Below are 19,828 nucleotides of genomic sequence, written 5' to 3'. Positions count from 1 at the left end.
GAGCTTAGCCCGCTGCCCGCCATTTGCGATACTTCTTGGCGCGGCGCGTCGCCCGCCATTGATCGGCAAGCAAAGCGGCAAGCGGTGATCCGCCGTCGCCCGGCGTCTTGCCATCCGCCATCCGCTCCAACTGCGCCTTAGTGAGCGCCATGGTCGCCAGCCCCTTGAGCGCGCCGTTGGACCAGCCTACTTCAGGCAGCGCCACATCTGCGCTTTGCCCCTTGTGCCAGAGCTGCGGCAAGGCTGGCTCTGCGGCAAGCGCGCGCGCAATGCCCAGAATAGAAACGCCAAAGCCTTGCTCATCCTGCGCCAAAGCCGCCTCAGCTGTTTCCAGGCGCGTGATGCCGCCGGTCACCATGATCGGCATTTCGGCAACCTGCGCGATATCGCGGGCGAAGTCGATAAAATAGGCCTCGCGCTGGACCGTGGACGACGCAGTGCCTCCGCTTGCATCAGCCGCATTACCCTGCATGGCTGGGCTTTCGTAACTGCCGCCTGAGAGTTCCACGAAATCAACGCCCTTGGCATTAAGCCATTCAACGACCTGCCGCGCATCATCAAAGTCGAACCCGCCGCGCTGAAAATCCGCCGAATTCAGTTTGATGCCGACACCAAAATCAGACCTCACGGTCTGGCGAACTAGCTCGACAATCGCGAGTAGGAAACGCGCCCGGTTCTCAAGCCCGCCGCCCCATTGGTCCGTCCTGTGATTGGTAAGCGGTGATAGAAACTGACTGACAAGATAGCCATGCGCGCCGTGAATCTGCACACCATCAAAGCCCGCTTCTTGAGCCGCGAAAGCAGTGTCGGCGAACCGCACAATGAGCCGCTCAATCTCATTTTTGTTCAGTCCCCGCACTGGCGCGAAAAGCGAAGAGAACTTACCCAGATCAAGCGCGACATCGGAAGGCGAAACCGCGGTTTCACCCATGCTCTTATATAGCTGACGTCCCGGATGGCTGATTTGCAGCCAGAACTGCCCGCCACCCGCTTTGCCGATCTCGGCCCACTTCCTGAAAGGGGTAAGGTCCGTGCCTTTCTCCAGCACAACGCCGCCCGGCCCGGTCAGCGCGCTTGGGTCGACCATAACATTGCCAGACAGGATTAGCCCCGTGCCGCCTTTCGCCCAAGCATCATAGAGATTGAACAGCTTGTCACCCGGATATTGGCCGGGTTGAACGCCAAGGTTCTCCTCCATCGCTGCCTTGCAAATGCGGTTCGGCAGCGTGGTGCCATTTGGCAGGGTGAGTGGCTCAAAAAGAGGCGAGGTTGCGATTATGAATCTCCATCGAACTTTTGATCTGAAGTGATTTGGAACGGCGCTAGGACTTCTGGGCGGACACGGGCCGGCCGCTGGGTTTCACGGTTGAGCATAGCCCAAGTGGTCGCGGCGGAGACGATCACTTTGCCAGACACGTCCCTAAAGTCGACCCGGCGGATGGACTTTGCGCCGCGAGGGCTTCCCTCAATCCAGGTCTCACCGGTCACGCTGTCACCCTCAGCAATGTTACCGCGATAGTCGATCTCGTGCCGGACAACGAGCCAGATGAACTCCTCAACATGCGCAGGATCAGCCACCACATTCCAATGCGCGGTCGCCATATCCTGTATCCATTGTACCCACACCGAATTGTTGACGTGGCCCATCTCGTCGATGTGCCGCGCCTCAGCCGTGAATGTTTGTGTGTATGGCTTGCTCAAAGGCAGTCACCTTGAAGGCATGAGTAGAGTAGCAAGGTCCATAGCCCCAAGGGATAAAGCAATGGCGGCAAGGCGATCAGCAACCACCAGCGCCGAGAGGCAAAGAGTGAAATCGACAACAACAACAGCCCGATCAGCTGAACCGGAAAGGTCGTCAATATCGCTTCGGATTGAACCGTGAAGAACGATATTATCACAACCAGGGAAAAGACCGCACAGCTCAGCGCGCCAATTCCAGTCCAGCCAATGGCTTTAGAATTCACTCCCCAGCACCCATCTGCGTCAGGATAAAAGCAAACTCCTCGGCCACTTCATAGATGCTGGCGAAACGGCCCGATTTCCCGCCATGCCCCGCACCCATATTGGTCTTGAGCAGCAGCGTGTTGTCGTCTGTCTTGTACTCACGCAGCTTGGCGACCCACTTCGCAGGCTCCCAGTATGTCACACGCGGATCATTGAGGCCCGCCGTCACCAATATCGGCGGATAATCCTGAGCCACCACCTGATCATAAGGCGAATAGCTAAGGATGTAGGCAAAGGCGCGCTTGTCGGTGATCGGGTTGCCCCATTCGGGCCATTCGCCCGGCGTCAGCGGCAGGTCCTCATTGACCATGGTGTTGATCACATCGACGAATGGCACATGCGCCACAACCGCGCCCCACAGATCGGGATCAGTATTAAGCACAACGCCCATCAGCTCACCGCCAGCCGAACCGCCGCTCGCGCTAATCTGACCCTTGGCGGTGTAGCCCTGCTCAATCAGGCCTTTGGCCACATCGCTGAAGTCAGTGAAGGTGTTCCACCGCTCATTGAGCTTGCCTTGGAGATACCAATTGCGGCCCAGATCATCGCCGCCGCGTACATGCGCAATCGCATAGGCATAGCCGCGATCCACCAGGCTCAACCGCGTGGTTGAGAAGTTCGGTGGATAGGCAAAACCATACGCGCCGTAAGCATAAAGATGCAGCGGTCCGGGCCCTTTTGGCCGGTCCTTGCGCATCACCACACTGACTGGAACCTCGGTCCCGTCGCGCGCCGTCACCATCAGGCGCTCGGTTGTGTAAAGCGAGGGATCATAGCCGCTCGGGATTTCCTGCTGCTTGAGCAGCTCCAGCTCAGCGCTCGCAACGTCGTAATCATAGACCGAGTCTGGCGTGACCATGCTTTCATAGGAAAGACGCAGCTTGCTCTGATCGTACTCAGGATTGTTCGAAAGCCCCGCCACATAGCTCGCCTCGGGGAAGGCAATCGGTGTCACTTTGCCCGTATTCTCATAGTCGCGGATTTGCACCTGATCGAGGCCAGCCAGCCGCCCTTCGGTGACGTAGAAATCCTTGAACAGATCAAAGTCTGTAAGGTAAAATTCGTCCGATCCGGGAATGACAGTGCTCCAGTCATCCGGGTGGAAAACGGTAGCTACTGCAAGTCGGAAGTTCACGTGATCGTCATTGGTGTGGATCCAGACCAGATCATCGCGAATATCGATATTATATTCGACGCCTTTTACGCGCGGCTTGATCAGGATTTGCTCGCCCGTGGGATTGTCCGCTGGGACAATCCGCACTTCGCTTGTCTCATTGTCGCCGGTGGCAATGATTAGCCAATCATCCTGCGCGGACAGGCCGTGCCCGACATTAAAGCCGTCATCCTCGCCCTCGCGATAGATTTCCACATCGTTAGCCACAGGGGTACCGAGCACATGCAGGCTGGCGGCTTTGGTGCGCCAGTTTTCATCCGCAAGCCCGTAAACCAGAGCGCTGTCATTCATCACCCAAGTGAGGCCGGTGCGAATGCCCTCAATTACATCGGGCAGCAGCTCGCCCGTCGTCAAGTCTTTGACCACGGCGTTGTACCGCTCTGCACCGCTGGTATCGGTTGAATAGGCCAGCATGCGGCCATTCTTGCTGATCGAGAAAGCGCCGAGGCGGAAATATTCATGGCCCTCGGCCAGCTCATTCTCATCGAGGATCAGCTGCGCATCACCGCCTGCCAAGGGGCGCCGATAATGCTTGCGGTACTCCGCGCCCTCTTCGAACTCGGACCAATAGAGAAACTCTCCATACCGCTGAGGCACGGTCGAATCGTCTTCCTTGATCCGCGCTTTCATCTCCTCAAACAGTTCATCAACCAGCCCCTGATGCGGCTTCATTTGCGCCTCGAACCAGGCGTTTTCTGCCTTCAGATGCTCCAGCACATCCTCATCGTCGATCTCGGGATATCCCTTGTCTTCCAGCCAGTTATAAGGGTCAGAAATGGTGATCCCATGATGCGTAAAGGAATGGTCGCGCTTTTCAGCGACGGGCGGCGATGTTGGTGTGGTCACAGATGTTTCCTGAGCTATTACGGGAGCCGCAAGCGCGAACGCCGCGCCGGCAATGATTGATGAAAAAGCTATGCGCATGGGGCTACAGCGCTCCTGCTGATCGGGATGAGCGTATCTGGCTGGAAAGCGATGCGCTCAAAGTGTACGGTCACACCATGCTTATGCGGCGCGCAGGACCGCCGCAAGCGCCGAGTCGTTCAGCAAGCGATGAGCACGGATAAAAAGGACACATGAAGCGATGTTGATGCACACACATGAAGCCCGGCTCGACGCGTTGCGCCGCGAGCTCAAAAAGCAAAAACTCGACGGCTTTGTCATTCCGATTTGCGATGAACATATGAGCGAATATGTCGGCGACTATGCGCAGCGGCTCGAATGGCTGACGGGTTTTGGCGGCAGTGCGGGGAGCGCAGCAGTTTTGTCCGAACCGCAAGAGGGAAATGGTGCGGCAATTTTCACCGATGGCCGCTACACTGTACAAGTGCGCGAGCAGGTGAGCGGCGAGCTGTTCGACTATGAAGATGTGCCCGCGAACAGCCCGGCAAAGTGGCTCGCTGAGCATGCACAAGAAGGCATGCGTATCGGTTATGACGCATGGCTCCATCCGATTGGCTGGGCAGAAAGCCTTGGCGCGGCTCTAAAAGCAAAAGGCGCAGAACTGGTCGCCGTGGAAAGCAATCTGATTGATGCGGTGTGGGCTGATCAACCTTCGCCGTCAGGCGCTATTGCCGTGCCGCATGACGACACACATGCGGGCCGCTCCAGCGCCGATAAACGCGCGGAAATCGTAGATTGGCTTAAAGATGAGGGCCATGATGCGACCGTCATTTGCGCGCTCGATTCGGTGGCATGGCTGCTCAATATGCGCGGGGCCGATGTAGCGAATACGCCGGTCGCGCTAAGCTATGTGGTCGCCCATGCCGATGGCACGGCAGAGCTCTTTATCGCGTCTGAAAAGGTCACGCCGGAATTGACCAAACATCTTGGCAATGCGGTGAGCATTCGGGATCGTGCCGATTTTGTGCCCGCGCTTCGCGGCATGGCAGGCAAAGCGGTCGCGGTTGATCCCGGCCATGCGGTCGCAGGCGTGTTCCATGCGCTCGCCGCAGCGGGCGCGAAAGTGGTGCGCGCGGACGATCCAACAGTGCTTGCCAAAGCAATCAAGAACCCTGCCGAACAACAGGGCCACCGCGATGCGCAGGCTCGCGACGGTGCGGCTGTGGCGCGGTTCCTGCGCTGGCTTAGCCTTGAAGCACCCAAGGGCACGGTCGATGAGTTATCCGCAGCGGCCAAATTGCGCGAATTCCGCGGGCTTAGCGCGGACCTCAAAGACACCAGCTTCGACACGATCAGCGCTGCGGCAGGCCATGCCGCCTTGCCGCATTATAAGGTGGACGAGGAAAGCAATATTCCGATCCCGCCAGGCAGCATCTTCCTATGCGATTCGGGCGGGCAGTATTTGGATGGCACGACAGACATCACGCGCACCGTATGGATCGACAGTGCGGATGGCAGCGCGCAACCTACAGCGGAGATGATCGACCGCAATACGCGTGTACTTAAAGGGCATATTCAGCTCGCCATGGCGCGCTTCCCCGTAGGCACCAATGGCGGGCAGCTTGATACGCTGGCGCGCATGCATTTGTGGCAGGCGGGCGTCGACTACGGCCACGGCACGGGGCACGGGGTCGGCGCGTATCTCTCCGTGCATGAGGGGCCGCAGCGTATCTCCAAACCCGGCGGCGCCTTTGCGGGCACCTCAACTGAGCTTGCAGCGGGCATGATCCTCTCGAATGAGCCCGGCTATTATAAGCAAGGCCATTTCGGCATTCGCATCGAGAATTTGGTCCTGACGCGCGAGGAGGAGATCGAAGGGGCAGAGGGCGAATGGCTCGGCTTTGAAACGCTCACTTTGGTTCCGCTCGATCGGCGCCTAGTCGACAAAGCGCTACTTACCGAAGAGGAGATTGGCTGGTGGGATCGCTATCATGCCAAGGTTTGGAATACCCTCTCGCCGCAATTGGACGGCGAGGATCTGGCGTGGCTCAAGGAGCAATGTACCAGCTTGTAGGAAATCATATGTTCCTGTATTGTTCTCATTAATGAACGCGACTCGGGAAAAGGAGAAATACAATGCTGGGCTATGTAACCGTGGGCACCAATGATCTGGAGCGTGCCGCCAAATTCTATGACGCCATCGCCGCTGAAATGGGCGTGGGGCGGATGATGGAATTCGACACCTTTATCGCTTGGGGCAATATGGACGGCGCGCCCGGTATCGCCGCGACTAAGCCCTTTGACGGCGAAGAGGCCACAGTGGGCAATGGTGTGATGGTCGCGCTTGAGGCGAAGGACCGTGATCAGGTCCAGCGGATCTATGACATTGCGCTGGCAAACGGCGGCAGCGATGAGGGACCTCCCGGGCCGCGCGGAGAGCCCGATGCCAATGGCATGGTGTTCTACGCTGGCTATTTCCGCGATCCGGATGGCAATAAGCTAAACGCATTTCTGATGGACAAGGTAGAGTAGCAAAGGACCAGTACATGGACGGAAAGAGGCGGCTAAGCGAAAGTTTCATTCACTTGGGGCTGGGCGCATCCTGCGTGCCGCAGCCGCCTTTCTCCGGGGTGGAATGGTACGAACAATATGGCGCGCGGCACGGCGCTGATGGGCGCGAAGGCCGTCTCGTCAGCGAACACAGTTTCACGGCAGGCTGGGACACGTGGGAAATGCACCCGCATGGCGAAGAGGTCGTGATCTGCACCGCAGGTTCCATGACGCTCACACAGGAATGGCCTGATGGGCGGCGCGAAACCGTGACGCTGGAGGCCGGCGACTATGCCATTAACGAACCCGGCGTGTGGCATATCGCTGATGTCGAGAACGAGGCCACTGCGATTTTCATCACCGCGGGCGAAGGTACACAGATGCGCCCGCGTTAGGTGCACTATCTTACCGCGCGACGGCCAGTGCGAGAGCTGATTGCGCGCCAATGAACAGCCCTCTCGTATTGATACAAAGCGATACAATTGTGGCCGTTCCCGGCATAATGCTGCGACACTGGTTCTCTAGAAAAGATGCCAAGAGTTGCGGTGAGCGGCGGTCATTCCTCCCCTCCCCCAGAAGTCCGCCCCGAAAGGCCACAAGGGCTTGCCGCAACTCGAGTAAACCCTGACGGAGAAACACAATGAAAAAACTCACCCTTCCTCTCAGCGTAGCGGCTTTGGCTCTTATTGGCGGCACCGCCGCTCTGGCCGATAGCCATGGCAACAAAAAGGGCCCTGACGCCAATGGTGATGGTGTAGTTACCAGCGCCGAAGCCGGAACTCATGCCGACGCGATGTTCGCCCGGATGGATGCCAATGGCGACGGCGTTCTAAACTCTGAAGACCGCGCGATGAAGCGGGCGGAACGCTTTGCAAAGGCCGATACCAATGGCGATGGCGAATTATCGCAGAGCGAAATGACCGCAGCACGCGAAGCGCGCCAGGCGGAGCGCGCTGAACGCCGCGAAACACGCCGGGCGCAGCGCAGCGAACGCCGCGCTGGCAAGCAGGCCGAACGCTTCGCGCGCTTGGACACAGATGGTAGTGGCGGCGTCTCGCAAGCCGAGCTCGAAGCCGGGCGCGCGATGGCAAAGGAGAAGCGCGGCGAGCGCGGCGCACGCAAGGGCCGTCGTGGTGGAAATCGCATGGAACGGATGCTGCGCCGGGCCGACACCAATGGTGACAACGCCATTAGCCGCGCAGAGTTTGACACAGCTATGACCGCGCGCTTCGCCCGAGCCGACGCCAATAGTGATGGACAGATCACTCGCGAAGAACGCCAGGCGGTCCGCGCCGAAATGCGCGAGCAGCGTCAAGAGCGTCGCGGTCAGCGCCGCCAAGAACGCTCGGGCATATAAGCCCGACCTTGCGGCACTAGACACAAAACGCGTAGGCGCGGGATTAGAAAAATATGACTGATACCGCGCCTACCTCTCTCTTGCTGGTCGATGACGAGCCCACATTGCGCGAGCCCCTGGCCGAGTATCTCACCGGTCAGGGGTTTGTCGTCGCAGAGGCAGAAAGCGCCGCCGCCGCGCGCAGCCATCTGGTCAATGAGACGCCTGATTTGGTATTGCTCGACATTATGATGCCGGGCGAAGATGGCCTCTCGCTCTGCCGCCATTTGGTCGAGACGCGCGACATCCCGGTCATCCTGCTGACAGCTCGCGGCGAGGCGACTGATAGAATTGTCGGTCTAGAAATCGGGGCGGATGACTATGTGACCAAACCGTTCGAGCCGCGCGAATTGGTCGCCCGCATTCGCTCGGTATTGCGGCGCGTGCAGAAAAGCGGGAACGCGCCAGGACCGGAAGGTGCAAACGAAGACGCGCTTTACACGTTTGAGGGATGGACGCTCGATCCGCTCAAGCGCCGACTGACCGATCCAGAAGGCACCATCATTTCTATCTCAACTGCGGAGTTCCGCCTGTTGCGCGCGTTCTGCGAAGCGCCAAAGCAAGTGCTCGACCGCGACCGTTTACTCGATTTGGTCCAGGGCCGCGAAGCGCAATTGTTCGACCGTGCAGTCGACAATCAAGTGAGCAGGTTGAGGCGCAAGATCGAGACCGATAGCCGCAACCCGCATTTCATCCAAACTGTGCGCGGCGGTGGCTACCGCTTCGGTGCCGATGTGACACGCACCGCGCAGGGCGATCTCTAAGTCATGCGATTGCTACCCAAAAGCCTGATGGGACAAACCTTGCTCGCCGCAGCCGTGGCCTTGCTCGTCGCTCAGGCGATTTCGGCAACGCTTCTGTATCAGGCCGCTCAGGATAGGCGCGAGGCCGCGCTAATCAATGCTGCTGCGTTTCAGCTCGTTACGGGCGGGACAAGGGCGCCGCGTCTGGGCCGGGATGGTCTACGCAGAGGAGGGCCGCGCCTTGGCGGCGAGAGACCACGTGCAGATAGGCAGGGCGATCGAATCCCGCGCCGGATCATGCGGAAACTGCGTTTCACCGAAACAGAGCAAAGCCCGGTTGCCTCGGATGAAAGCCGCGATCCAGCACGCGAACAGCGCTTGAGCGATTTTCTCGCAGCTCAGGGGATCAACGTCGGGGAAGTCGCGGTAACGATCCGACCTATCCTGCAAGATGAGGACTGGGGCGCTGCTGCGCTTCGCTCGCCGCGTCTGTTGGAACGGGCCCAAAACTCGCACGGCCTGCTCGTCGCCGGTTTGCGCAGGGAAGGCAGCGAGCTTTGGCAGGTCGTGCGCCTACCGATACCCAAGCGAGACGGCATGGGGCTCGGCGCGATCACGTTACAGACGCTCGTTTTATTCGTAGTTTTGCTTGGTCTCCTCTACCTGATGCTACGTCGGATCACCGGCCCCTTGGCCGACCTTCGCGGACGCACGGAGGCATTCTCGGTGACCGGAGCTGCTTCTAAGCCTCTTCCCGTGCGCGGGCCGCAAGACGTCGCTGGCCTGACATCTGCGCACAATGCGATGGAAGCGCGAATCACAGCGATGCTGGACGAGAAGGATGTGATGCTCGGCGCGATCGGTCATGATCTCAAAACACCGCTCGCCGCATTGCGAGTACGCATTGAGTCCGTTGCGGATGAGAAACAGCGGACCAAAATGAGCGATACCATTGAGGACATCACGCGAACGCTCGATGAAATTCTCGATCTTGCCCGCATAGGTCGAAACGACACACCTGCAGAACACGCCGAGCTCTCTGCGCTGGCCGCCTCGATCGTCGAAGAGTTCGAAGACACCGGCAAGGATGTGACTCTGACTGACACGGTGCGCGCCGTTGCGCCAGTGCACCTGACATGGCTCAAACGAGGCGTGCGCAATCTCATCGCCAATGCGGTGCGCTATGCCGGTGCGGCACGAGTCAGCGTAAAGCGCGATGGCACTGATATTGTTCTGGTCGTTGAGGACGATGGTCCGGGTATTCCTGCGGACGAGATCAACGCGATGCTAGAGCCCTTTTCGCGCGGCGAAGCGAGCCGCAACCGCACAACTGGCGGAGCGGGACTAGGATTGACGATTGCCCGCGCGGTGGCTGAACAGCACGGTGGATCGCTAGTGCTAAGCAACCGCTTAGAAGACGGCAGAGTGCTCGGGCTGCGCGCAGAAATCCGCTTGCCAGCAGGCTAAGCTCTGCGCACAAGGCTGAGCATGACAGACACACTCTATGCCGCACCGCTCTCGCTCTATTCGGGCAAGGCCCGCGCCTATCTCGATTGGAAGGGCGTCGATTATCGCGAGCAGCTTTCAACGCCGGACATTTACCGCGATATCATCGTGCCCAATGTTGGAAGGCCAGTTATCCCGGTGATGCAACAGGCCGATGGCACGATCCTGCAAGACACGACGCTGATCATCGATCACTATGAGGCGACCGCATCCGGACCCTCGGTCTACCCTGATACACCGCGGCAAAAACTAGCGGCTCTCCTGCTGGAGTGTTTTGGCGATGAGTGGTTAGTGATCCCGGCGATGCACTATCGTTGGAACTACAATGAAGACTGGGTCTACGGCGAGTTCGGTAAGGTGGCGCTGCCCGATGGAACCCCAGAAGAGCAGCATGCGGCGGGTAAAGAGCGCGGATCAACTTTTCGCGGGTTTGTACCGATGCTCGGTATCAATGAAGCCACCATTCCGGCGATTGAGGCAAGCTATGAGGCTTTGCTGGCGGACCTTGATGCGCATTTTTCCCAGCAGCCGTTTCTCCTCGGCACTCGGCCATCAATCGGCGATCTAGGGCTGATCGGGCCGCTTTACGCACACCTCTATCGCGATCCTAAGTCGGGAGAGATTATGGAGCGGATTGCCCCGCGCGTAGCCGAATGGGTCCGCCGGATGGTCGATGTGAAGACCCCACAATCCGGCGAGTTTCTGACTGACGATGCGATCCCCGCAACGCTTGAGCCGATATTGGCGCGCATGATGGCCGAGCAAGTGCCATATCTCGAGAACGTCGCAAAAATGCTCGGCGAATGGGCGGCAGCCAATCCCGGCGCGGAATTACCGCGTGCGGTAGGCATGACAGACTTCACAGTAGAAGGTGTGACCGGACAGCGGATCGCCGTGCCGTTCAGCCTGTGGATGTTCCAGCGCGCGCTGGATTATCTGGCTGGCTTATCCGGTGATGCGCAAACATCATGCGAGGAAATGCTGCGCAGCATTGGCGGGGATGCAGTGATCGGTTTTGAGATCGCAAATCGGCTCAAGTTCGAAAAATTCAAGCTTACTTTAGATTGAGGTTTAGGAAACAGGCGAGTATTTCATACGGCGAGATCGAACCCACAGGGTTCGCAAGGGCGACTGCCCGCCCGCAGCGATCCGACCTTCAGGTCGTTTGAGCGAAGATAGCCAAGCGAACGGAGGTGAGCGCCGGCGCCTGGGGCTCCAAATATTACCGCATCAAACCGCCGATAAGGTTGCGCACAAACCGGCCCGCAATAGGCCCTCCAAGATCAGTCGCGATGGAGCCCACCACCGACGTAACACCTGAGCGCATAGGGTTAGCGCGCGACTTCTTACCCAGCACGGCTGATGCGGCCATCGCGGCGGCAGAACCAGCAGCAACTTTCGCGCCGCGGCTCATCGCCTTCTCCCACATGGACTTGGTTTTGCGAGGGCGCTTGCGCACTTCCTCCTCGCCCTTAGCCTCGACCTCTTTGGCAGTTTCCGCCGCATCGACGGCCTTTGCTGCGAGCACTTCTTCTGCGCTTTCGCGGTCAACCGCCTCGTCATATTTGCCGTCATGCGGGCTGACCGAATTGATGATCGCGCGCTCTTTCGCTGTCACGGGACCAAGGCGAGAGCGCGGCGGCTTCACAAGCGTTCGCTGAACCACGGAAGGCGCGCCATCCTCTTGCAGCGTCGAAACGAGCGCTTCGCCCACCTTTAGTTCGGTGATAGCCTCTTCGACGTCCAGCTCTTCATTGATGCGGAAGGTTTCTGCTGCCGCCTTGATCGCGCGTTTGTCGCGCGGCGTGAAGGCCCGCAGCGCATGCTGGACACGGTTGCCCAGCTGACCCGCGATTTCTTCTGGAATGTCGATCGGGTTCTGCGTCACGAAATAGACGCCGACGCCTTTTGAGCGGATCAGGCGAACAACCTGCTCAATCGTATCTTCGAGCGCTTTGGGCGCGTCATCGAACAGCAAATGCGCTTCATCAAAGAAGAAGACGAGCTTTGGTTTCTCCGGGTCACCCACCTCGGGTAGCGTCTCGAACAACTCCGCCAGCAGCCACAAGAGGAACGTTGCATAGAGTTTCGGACTGCGCATCAATTTGTCCGCCGCCAGAATATTGACGATGCCGCGTCCCTGCTCATCAACGGCCAGGAAATCGTCGATTTCCAGCGCAGGCTCGCCAAAGAACTGCCCCACGCCCTGACTATCGAGGCTTAGCAATTGACGCTGAATTGCGCCGATGCTCGCCTTGGTCACATTGCCATATTTGGCCGAAAGATCCTTCGCATTCTCGGCTGTGTGCGCGAGCATGCTTTGCAAATCCTCGAGGTCAAGCAGCAGCAAGCCTTCATCATCAGCAAAGCGAAACACGATGTTGAGCACGCCGGTTTGCGTGTCATTCAGATCGAGTAAGCGTGCGAGTAGCAGCGGGCCCATCTCCGAAATAGTGGTGCGGATCGGGTGGCCTTTCTCGCCATAAAGATCCCAAAAAACTGCTGCATTGTCGGAATAGCCATAGTCATCCATGCCCAGCTCTTTGGCACGCCCTTCGAGCTTATCGGCATGCTTGAAGCTAGCGCTTCCGGGCATGGAAACGCCTGACAAATCGCCTTTAACATCGGCGACAAATACAGGCACGCCGCGCGCCGAAAAACTCTCCGCAAGACCCTGCAAAGTCACAGTCTTACCAGTGCCGGTGGCGCCCGCGATCAATCCATGCCGATTGGCCTGCCCCAGCCGCAAATATTGCTTCTCGCCATTGCCCCCAAGGCCGATAAAGATGTCGTCCAAAACTCGCTCCCGCAATTCCCAAATTCTCTCTTCAAGGTGTGGCGAAGCGGGATGCAAGGGTCAAGCCGCTCGACAGCGACGTTTCAAGAGTTAAAGAGCAGCGGTGATGGGTGAACGTTCTGCAATAGTCCTGCTTGATGACGCGCGCAGTGCGGCGGGCGATGCAAGCGTGGCAGACGCGCTGCTCTATTCCGAGCCGCGTCAGATTTTTGTCGCGCATCGCCCCGATCAGGTTTCTGACGTTCTTCATGCAGCTGACGCCGCTCAAGCGGAGCATGGCGCGCATTTGGCCGGATATATCGCGTATGAAGCAGGCCTTGCGTTGGAAGAACGCCTCGCACCCCTGGCGAATCCGCGCACCGGTGCAGACGGCCCGCTGGTGTGGCTTGGCCTATTTGATGAGCCGCAAGTGATCCCGGCAAGCGAGGTGAGCGCATGGCTGGCCGAGCAAAGCGGCGGGCCAAATGCACGCATGGATGCGCGTGTCGGGCCGCTGGAACCTGCGATTTCGCAAGGCGCTTATATTCAGGCTTTCGATACGCTTCAGGAAGCCATCCGCGCGGGCGACATTTATCAAGCCAATCTGACCTTGCCGCTGGCCGGAGCGTTTTCCGGCGATCCGCTAGCGCTTTATGCCGCGCTGCGCCCAGCCGCGCAGGCGGGTTATGGCGGGCTGATTTATGATGGTTCGCATTGGCTCTTGAGCTTGTCGCCAGAGCTGTTTGTGTCGCTGAAAGAAGGCGAGGCGAAAGCCAAACCCATGAAAGGCACGCGGCCACGCGGTCGCGATGAGGCAGAGGATCAAGCGCTAGCGCAGGCGCTTGCGGGTTCCGAAAAGGACAAAGCCGAAAACCTGATGATCGTTGATCTGCTCCGCAATGACCTAAGCCGGGTGGCCGAGCCGGGCAGCGTGCAGGTTGATGAGCCGTTCAAGATTGAGAGCTATCCTACCGTGCATCAAATGGTCAGCACGGTGCGCGCCGACCTGGGCGGGGGCCATGGCGCGCATGATTTGGTGCGCGCGATGTTCCCCTGCGGATCGATAACGGGCGCCCCCAAAATTCGCGCTATGGAGCTGCTGACTGAGGTCGAGCGCGACCCGCGCGGTCCCTATTGCGGAGCGATTGGCCGAATTGATGCGCCCGATAAAGATGGCCGATCCGATGCGGCGTTTAACGTCGCGATCCGCACGCTACGGCTCACCGAAATCGAGAACGGCAATGGCAAGGCCGTGCTTGGCGTGGGCGGGGCGATTGTTGCCGATAGCGACCAGCAAACCGAATGGCGCGAGGCGATTGTCAAAGGCAGCTTTGCCCGCGCGAGCAGCGATACGCTAACCGCGCCTGGCTTTGATCTGATTGAGACGATGCGCTTTGAGCCGGAAACCGGCATTGCCCATCTTGAGCTTCATTTGGAAAGGATGAAGGCGAGCGCGCTCGAGCTAGGGTTTGCATTTGATCGGCATGCCGCGCGCAATCAATTGCACGCCTTGTGCTTTGATCTCGACAATGCTGCACGTGTGCGATTGGTCGCCTCGCGCAGCGGCGAGATTGCTTTGGAAGCTGCGCCTTTGCCGCCCGCTTGGGGCGATCCCGCGCGGTGCATAATTTTGCCCATTCCAGTCGATCCAGGCGATTGGCGGCTACGCCATAAGACCAGTGACCGCGGCTTTTACGAGGACGCACGCTCTGTGGCGCAGCAGCATGGCGCGGATGAGGCGCTGTTTGTCCGGCCCGATGGCCTGCTGACCGAGGGGACGATCACCAATGTGTTTGTGCAGGCCGAGGACGGCACTTTGCGCACTCCCGCCGCAGCCCTTGGCCTTTTGCCCGGTATTCAACGTCAAGCCATGCTTACTGCTGGGGCCGCCCGCGAAGCCGAAGTGCGCGTAGACGATCTCGCTAATGGCTTTTCCCTCGCGAATTCCTTACGCGGCGTGATGCCAGCGAAACTCATATGATGCTGTTGCCTACGCCACCCGGACTATCTCCCGGCAGGATCCGGGTGGAAGGGTGGAGGGCACGGGTGGCTTGGAAAACGAAAGACAAATGAACACGCCAGAGATCCTGTTTGAAGATGGCGAAGCACTGGTCATCAATAAGCCCGCCGGCCTGCCGGTCGATCGTCCGCGCAAAGGCGGACCGTGCCTCGATGATCACCTTGAGGCACTCAAGCTCGGCTTTCAGCGGCCGCCCGTGCCGGTTCACCGGCTCGATACCGATACGAGTGGTTGCCTGCTTCTGGCCCGCAATCCCAAGGCCTTGAAGCGCTTTAACCTCGCGTTTCAGGACCGCCTGCCAACCAAAGTCTATCTCGGCATTGTCGCTGGCGTGCCTAAGCAAGAAGAAGGCCGAATTGAGCTGGCCCTGTCGAAAATCAGTTCCGCGGAAAAAGGCTGGCGGATGATCCCGGCCAAGAAGGGCAAACCCGCGTTTAGCAATTGGTCAGTCCGTGATGTTCAAAACGGCGCCGCATTGGTGGAGTTTCGGCCCGAAACCGGCCGCACACACCAGCTACGCGTGCATGCAGCAAGTGGGATCGGCATCCCGCTCTTGGGCGATCCGGTTTACGGTAGCGGTAAAGGTGCGCCGCGCACCATGTTGCACGCGAGCTCGCTTGTCGTGCCGCGCCCGATCAACGGCGGTACTGACAAGCCGGACATTGTGGCGAGCGCGCCTTTGCCCTCCGACTTTGCCGCACTCGGCTTTAGCAATGGGTAAAATTACCGACCGCGCGCTGGAGCTGGCGGAGGAGAAGTTCATCGCCTCCTCTGGCCCGGGCGGGCAGAACGTCAATAAGGTCGCCACCGCTGTGCAATTGCGCGTTGATGTATTCGCGCTGGGCCTGCCACCAGACGCATTTAACCGCCTGAAGGAAAGCGCTGGCAGTAAGCTGACCAAGCATGGCGAGATTGTGCTTACCGCGAGCGAATATCGCACACAGGAGCAGAACCGCGAGGCAGCGCGCGCAAGGCTAACATCGATTCTCAATCAAGCGCTGACCCCGCCGAGAGCGCGCAAGAAGTCTCGCCTTAACCGCGTTGGCAAAACTCAGCGGCTAAAAGCGAAAAAGGCGCGCGGCACGGTCAAGGCCAATCGCGGCAAGCCGGATTGGTAATGTGCGCTCGCCGCACTCGGTATGATCGCTTGACTTTTCCCCGTGATTCGCTCATTGGGCGCGCCTGATCGGCGGCGTGCGATGCGCCGCTTTTGTATTTTGGGCTCACTCGGCTGGGCCTCACTCATGAGTTTAGGATACCGCCATGGCGAAACCCGCAACCGTCAAGATCAAGCTCGTCTCGACCGCAGACACGGGCTTCTACTATGTGACGAAGAAAAATCCGCGCAACATCACTGAGAAGATGAGCTTCCGCAAATATGACCCGGTCGCGCGTAAGCACGTCGAGTTCAAAGAAGCGAAGATCAAGTAAGCTCCTCGCTTTAAACCCTTTCCTGCATCCTTAACGTGCGGAATTGGCGATATTCAGTGACAGTTCAACGCTCGCGCATTATGCGTGCAGGCATGATCAAACACACATTTCCTCATATCAAAGCGGGTGCAGTAACTCTTGCGCTCGCTCTTGGCGTGGCGCTTCCTGCGACATTTACCGCTGCCCCAGCCCCCGCTTTGGCGGCTGCTGGCGATCTCGATAGCGCTGTGACCGCGCTTCGCGGCATCGCGACGATGAAGGCCGATTTCACGCAGACCGACCGTTCAGGTCGCTCAATAGGCGGCGAGCTGTCGCTGAAACGCCCAGGCAAGATTCGCTTCGAATATGAGGAAAGCGCGCAATTGCTTGTCGTCTCTAACGGTAAGTCTATGTATTTAATCGATTATGAGGTTGACCAAGTCCAACGCTGGCCGATCAGAAATTCACCTCTGGGGGCATTGCTCGACCCAGACCGTGACGTGAAGAAATATGGCCGCCTCGTCCCAACGGGCCACAGCAATGTCGTCAGTATTGAGGTACGCGATCCCAAACGGCCCGAGTTTGGCATCATAACGCTCATTTTTCAGCGGGATCGCTCTGCGCCGGGCGGTTTGCAACTGACGCACTGGGTTGCACTTGATGCACAGAATCACCGCACGACTGTACGCCTGCGCAATCATCGATATGGCGTATCAATTGCTGATCGCGCTTTTACTTTCCGCGACCCGCGCAGATCGTCTCGTCGACCCCGCTGAACGCTTCACAGTTAAATGGTTGTCTCGATGCGGCCAATTGCGGTCGATTGTTCATCGACTTGTAAGCCAAGTAATCATATTATTTCATACATAGAGCGAATGAGGATGGGTTCCCCCCTGTTGCCCGTTCTTTCGGTATTCGTTCTATAACACGCGTGACGAACGCACACAGAGAACCCTCGTGCCAATGCCCCCGGCGCGGGGGTTTTTTGTATTCACTCCCAGCCATAGGCACGCCGGATGATGTCATAGATCACATTCTGCTCAATCACACCGCGCACACGCTCAGCACCGGGTCCATGGCCGTATAGCGCAACATCTTCGCCAGCGTGCGTTTCGCTGCGCAGCGGGATTGCCGCCTGCTGCTGCGCGTTCACACCAGTTTCGGGCACTGGGCGCCCTTCCTCATGATCATGATCGATCGCGCCCGGGCCATTCCAATAACCCAGCGTGGTGTAAGGCTTATCATCCTGAGCGAGCATCGGCTCATCAGGGTTAGAGATATCGCCTTCTGGCGGGACAACCAGCCCAAGAATGTCATTCCCTCGCCGAGGATAGCCGGAGATCGTGAACACGTGGCTGTGATCCGCCGTCACCAAAATCGTGGTGTTGGCGGGGTCTGTATTGCGGATCGCATAGTCAATCGCCCGTGCAAACTCGAGCGTCTCCTCCAGCGCATAGCCCGCTTTGCCCGCATGGTGACCGTGGTCGATCCGGCCGCTTTCAACCATCAGGTAATAGCCATCAGGATCAGTCTTGAGACGTGCAAGCGCCACCTCCGTCATCTCGGTCAGCGTGGGCTCGCCTTCGCCCTTACCCTCGGCGCGCTCAGCCATGTAAGCCATATGGCTGTAAGAGAAGACACCGAGCAATGGCTTGTCCGCCGGTGCAAGAGCCAGCGCCTGCGCGCTGCGCACAAAGGTGCCGCCTGTGCGAGCAGCCCATTCAGCAGGCAAATTGGCCGACAGCTCCGCCCGGCGACCCGCGTCATCCGCGCCCTCGCCATAGAATGCACTTAATCCGCCGCCGAGAGCCACATCAAAATCAAAGTTGATCAATTGCTGAGCAATATCCGTGCAGCCCAGCCCGCGCTGGTCCACAGGTATCGCAGCATCCGCCTCCCAATTACGATCCGCACTGCGCGCATAAACGCTCGCCGGTGTCGCGTGAGTAATGCGCGCAGTGCTAACGATGCCCAATGCCAGCCCGCGCTCTTTCACCTCTTCCCCAAGCAGTGGCAGCGGATTGGCCAGCGCATCTGCGCATTGCCCCCGCTCCGCCTCTGGCCCGATGCCGAGGACGCCGATCCGCGTCTTGCTACCTGAGTGCATCGCCGTGGCCGTGCCCGCGCTATCGGGCACCTGCGCATTGGTATTATAGGTTTTTACGAGCGCGACATTGTCAAAACGCTCAAACGGCAGAACATATTCCTCACCCGTTTGACCCAGTTTCTGTCCGGCATAAATGCGCGCTGCTGTAATCGTCGAAATACCCATGCCATCGCCGATAAACAGGATGACGTTCTTCGCCTTTGGCGCTTCATTCGCGTCTGCCGCGGCGAGGTCAGAGGCAGTTGGCACATATTTCTGCCCGCCATTATAGACACAGCCGCCCAGCGACACAGATGCCGCGGCCAGTGTAAGAACCAAATTGCGGGTGAATATCATGTCCTGCTCTCCTGAAAATCGCATTCTCGCGCTATCGCGTCCCACTGTGACGATAAAGGGAAATGTTGTGCGTTTCGCATTGCCAACCTAAAGCTGCCAGCCATGCTTTCTATCGCTACTTGGAATATAAACTCGGTCCGCTTGCGCATGCCGATTGTTGAACGCTTTCTGACCGAGAGCGCACCGGACATATTGTGTCTGCAAGAGATCAAATGCCAGGAACATCAGTTCCCCTATGATGCCTTCAAAGCGCTCGGCTATGAGCATTTCGCCGTGCATGGGCAAAAGGGCTATCACGGGGTCGCAACCGTTGGCAAAGTGCCGTTTGAAGAGTTCTCGCGCCACGATTGGCAGGACAATGGCGAGGCACGCCATGTTGGTGTGCAGCTCTCTGATCCTGCGCATCAGGGTGTGGTGCTGGAGAATGTCTATGTGCCTGCGGGCGGCGATATTCCGGATCGCGAGCAAAACGCGAAATTCGGCCAAAAGCTCGACTTTCTGGAGCGGATGACACGCTGGGCTGAGAAAATTGAGCACCCAACCATGATCATGGGTGATTTCAATATCGCGCCGCTGGAAAGCGATGTGTGGAATCACAAACAGCTACTTAAGGTGGTGAGCCATACGCCGCTGGAGGTCGAGACGCTGCAAGGCTTTATGGATGCGCATAACTGGGTCGATGTCGGGCGCGAATTCATCAAGGACCCAGAGCGCTATTTCAGCTGGTGGAGCTATCGCTCGCGCGACTGGAAAGTGAATGATCGCGGGAGGCGGCTTGACCATATGTGGGCCAGCCCTGAGCTGGCGAAAAAGGCAACGGGGCACTCGGTGCACGAATATGCACGCGATTGGGAGAAGCCGTCTGACCATGTGCCGCTCATCACGGAATTTGATCTCTGAGCGAAGCCAACGCCTCCGACGTCTCATCACCGGGACGCAGGGCCGCACAGGCGGTTGACGCAC

At 58.7% G+C, this 19,828-nt stretch carries 19 protein-coding genes; 14 read left to right on the top strand and 5 right to left on the bottom strand.

What is annotated here, in order from left to right:
- Positions 1-4 precede the first annotated feature (4 nt).
- The 3 genes from ACFCXQ_RS04265 to ACFCXQ_RS04255 all read right to left on the bottom strand — a co-directional run bounded on the left by ACFCXQ_RS04265 (position 5) and on the right by ACFCXQ_RS04255 (position 4,102).
- Positions 5-1,276, bottom strand: a complete 1,272-nt coding sequence (locus ACFCXQ_RS04265; protein WP_379554540.1) for an NADH:flavin oxidoreductase/NADH oxidase family protein — start codon at positions 1,274-1,276, stop codon at positions 5-7.
- On the bottom strand, positions 1,276-1,701 hold the full coding sequence (locus ACFCXQ_RS04260) for an acyl-CoA thioesterase (RefSeq protein ID WP_379553405.1): 426 nt from the start codon (positions 1,699-1,701) through the stop codon (positions 1,276-1,278). Before ACFCXQ_RS04260 ends, ACFCXQ_RS04265 begins: the two co-directional genes overlap by 1 nt.
- 259 nt (positions 1,702-1,960) lie before the next feature.
- Entirely contained in the window at positions 1,961-4,102 is a 2,142-nt protein-coding gene (locus ACFCXQ_RS04255; protein WP_379553403.1) for a S9 family peptidase, read from the bottom strand.
- Between ACFCXQ_RS04255 and ACFCXQ_RS04250 the strand changes: the two genes are divergently transcribed.
- The 8 genes from ACFCXQ_RS04250 (at position 4,084) to ACFCXQ_RS04215 (ending at position 11,284) form a co-directional block, all read left to right on the top strand.
- On the top strand, positions 4,084-4,245 hold the full coding sequence (locus ACFCXQ_RS04250) for a hypothetical protein (protein WP_379553401.1): 162 nt from the start codon (positions 4,084-4,086) through the stop codon (positions 4,243-4,245). The genes ACFCXQ_RS04255 and ACFCXQ_RS04250 overlap by 19 nt on opposite strands.
- 17 nt (positions 4,246-4,262) lie before the next feature.
- Complete coding sequence (locus ACFCXQ_RS04245) at positions 4,263-6,095, top strand: aminopeptidase P family protein (protein ID WP_379553399.1); 1,833 nt, start codon at positions 4,263-4,265, stop codon at positions 6,093-6,095.
- Positions 6,096-6,157: 62 nt separating this feature from the next.
- Positions 6,158-6,553, top strand: coding sequence for a VOC family protein (locus ACFCXQ_RS04240; protein ID WP_379553397.1), 396 nt, complete (start codon positions 6,158-6,160; stop codon positions 6,551-6,553).
- A gap of 14 nt (positions 6,554-6,567) precedes the next feature.
- A complete protein-coding gene (locus tag ACFCXQ_RS04235; protein WP_379553395.1) occupies positions 6,568-6,966 on the top strand; it encodes a cupin domain-containing protein in 399 nt (132 codons plus the stop codon).
- Between the two features lie 245 nt (positions 6,967-7,211).
- Entirely contained in the window at positions 7,212-7,928 is a 717-nt protein-coding gene (locus ACFCXQ_RS04230; RefSeq protein ID WP_379553393.1) for an EF-hand domain-containing protein, read from the top strand.
- A gap of 53 nt (positions 7,929-7,981) precedes the next feature.
- A complete protein-coding gene (locus ACFCXQ_RS04225; RefSeq protein ID WP_379553391.1) occupies positions 7,982-8,731 on the top strand; it encodes a response regulator in 750 nt (249 codons plus the stop codon).
- 3 nt (positions 8,732-8,734) lie between these two features.
- Positions 8,735-10,177 (top strand): sensor histidine kinase, encoded by a 1,443-nt coding sequence (locus ACFCXQ_RS04220; protein ID WP_379553390.1) that lies wholly within the window; start codon positions 8,735-8,737, stop codon positions 10,175-10,177.
- 21 nt (positions 10,178-10,198) lie between these two features.
- On the top strand, positions 10,199-11,284 hold the full coding sequence (locus ACFCXQ_RS04215; protein ID WP_379553388.1) for a glutathione S-transferase family protein: 1,086 nt from the start codon (positions 10,199-10,201) through the stop codon (positions 11,282-11,284).
- A gap of 154 nt (positions 11,285-11,438) precedes the next feature.
- Here the strand turns inward: ACFCXQ_RS04215 and ACFCXQ_RS04210 are convergent, their stop codons facing one another.
- Entirely contained in the window at positions 11,439-13,013 is a 1,575-nt protein-coding gene (locus ACFCXQ_RS04210; protein WP_379553386.1) for a helicase HerA-like domain-containing protein, read from the bottom strand.
- A 106-nt stretch (positions 13,014-13,119) separates the two neighbouring features.
- Here ACFCXQ_RS04210 and pabB point away from each other — a divergent pair, with 106 nt between their 5' ends.
- From pabB to ACFCXQ_RS04185, 5 genes are all read left to right on the top strand, one after another.
- Positions 13,120-14,973: an aminodeoxychorismate synthase component I gene (pabB, locus tag ACFCXQ_RS04205; protein WP_379553385.1), complete on the top strand. Its 1,854-nt coding sequence runs from the start codon at positions 13,120-13,122 to the stop codon at positions 14,971-14,973.
- Between the two features lie 88 nt (positions 14,974-15,061).
- Entirely contained in the window at positions 15,062-15,733 is a 672-nt protein-coding gene (locus tag ACFCXQ_RS04200) for an RluA family pseudouridine synthase (protein WP_379553383.1), read from the top strand.
- Positions 15,726-16,130, top strand: coding sequence for an alternative ribosome rescue aminoacyl-tRNA hydrolase ArfB (gene arfB, locus ACFCXQ_RS04195; protein WP_379553381.1), 405 nt, complete (start codon positions 15,726-15,728; stop codon positions 16,128-16,130). Before ACFCXQ_RS04200 ends, arfB begins: the two co-directional genes overlap by 8 nt.
- Positions 16,131-16,275: 145 nt before the next feature.
- Positions 16,276-16,443 (top strand): 50S ribosomal protein L33, encoded by a 168-nt coding sequence (gene rpmG / locus ACFCXQ_RS04190; protein ID WP_366960010.1) that lies wholly within the window; start codon positions 16,276-16,278, stop codon positions 16,441-16,443.
- A 92-nt stretch (positions 16,444-16,535) separates the two neighbouring features.
- A complete protein-coding gene (locus tag ACFCXQ_RS04185; RefSeq protein ID WP_379553379.1) occupies positions 16,536-17,198 on the top strand; it encodes a LolA family protein in 663 nt (220 codons plus the stop codon).
- A gap of 215 nt (positions 17,199-17,413) precedes the next feature.
- Here the strand turns inward: ACFCXQ_RS04185 and ACFCXQ_RS04180 are convergent, their stop codons facing one another.
- Positions 17,414-18,865 (bottom strand): alkaline phosphatase, encoded by a 1,452-nt coding sequence (locus tag ACFCXQ_RS04180; protein WP_379553377.1) that lies wholly within the window; start codon positions 18,863-18,865, stop codon positions 17,414-17,416.
- Positions 18,866-18,967: 102 nt separating this feature from the next.
- Here ACFCXQ_RS04180 and xth point away from each other — a divergent pair, with 102 nt between their 5' ends.
- Positions 18,968-19,765, top strand: a complete 798-nt coding sequence (gene xth, locus ACFCXQ_RS04175; RefSeq protein ID WP_379553375.1) for an exodeoxyribonuclease III — start codon at positions 18,968-18,970, stop codon at positions 19,763-19,765.
- Positions 19,766-19,828: the final 63 nt, after the last annotated feature.

The organism is Qipengyuania rhodophyticola, from assembly GCF_042493225.1.
Taxonomy (GTDB): domain Bacteria; phylum Pseudomonadota; class Alphaproteobacteria; order Sphingomonadales; family Sphingomonadaceae; genus Erythrobacter.
The sequence above is the reverse complement of the archived record's forward strand: the minus strand, read 5'-3'. Positions and strand labels throughout refer to the sequence as shown.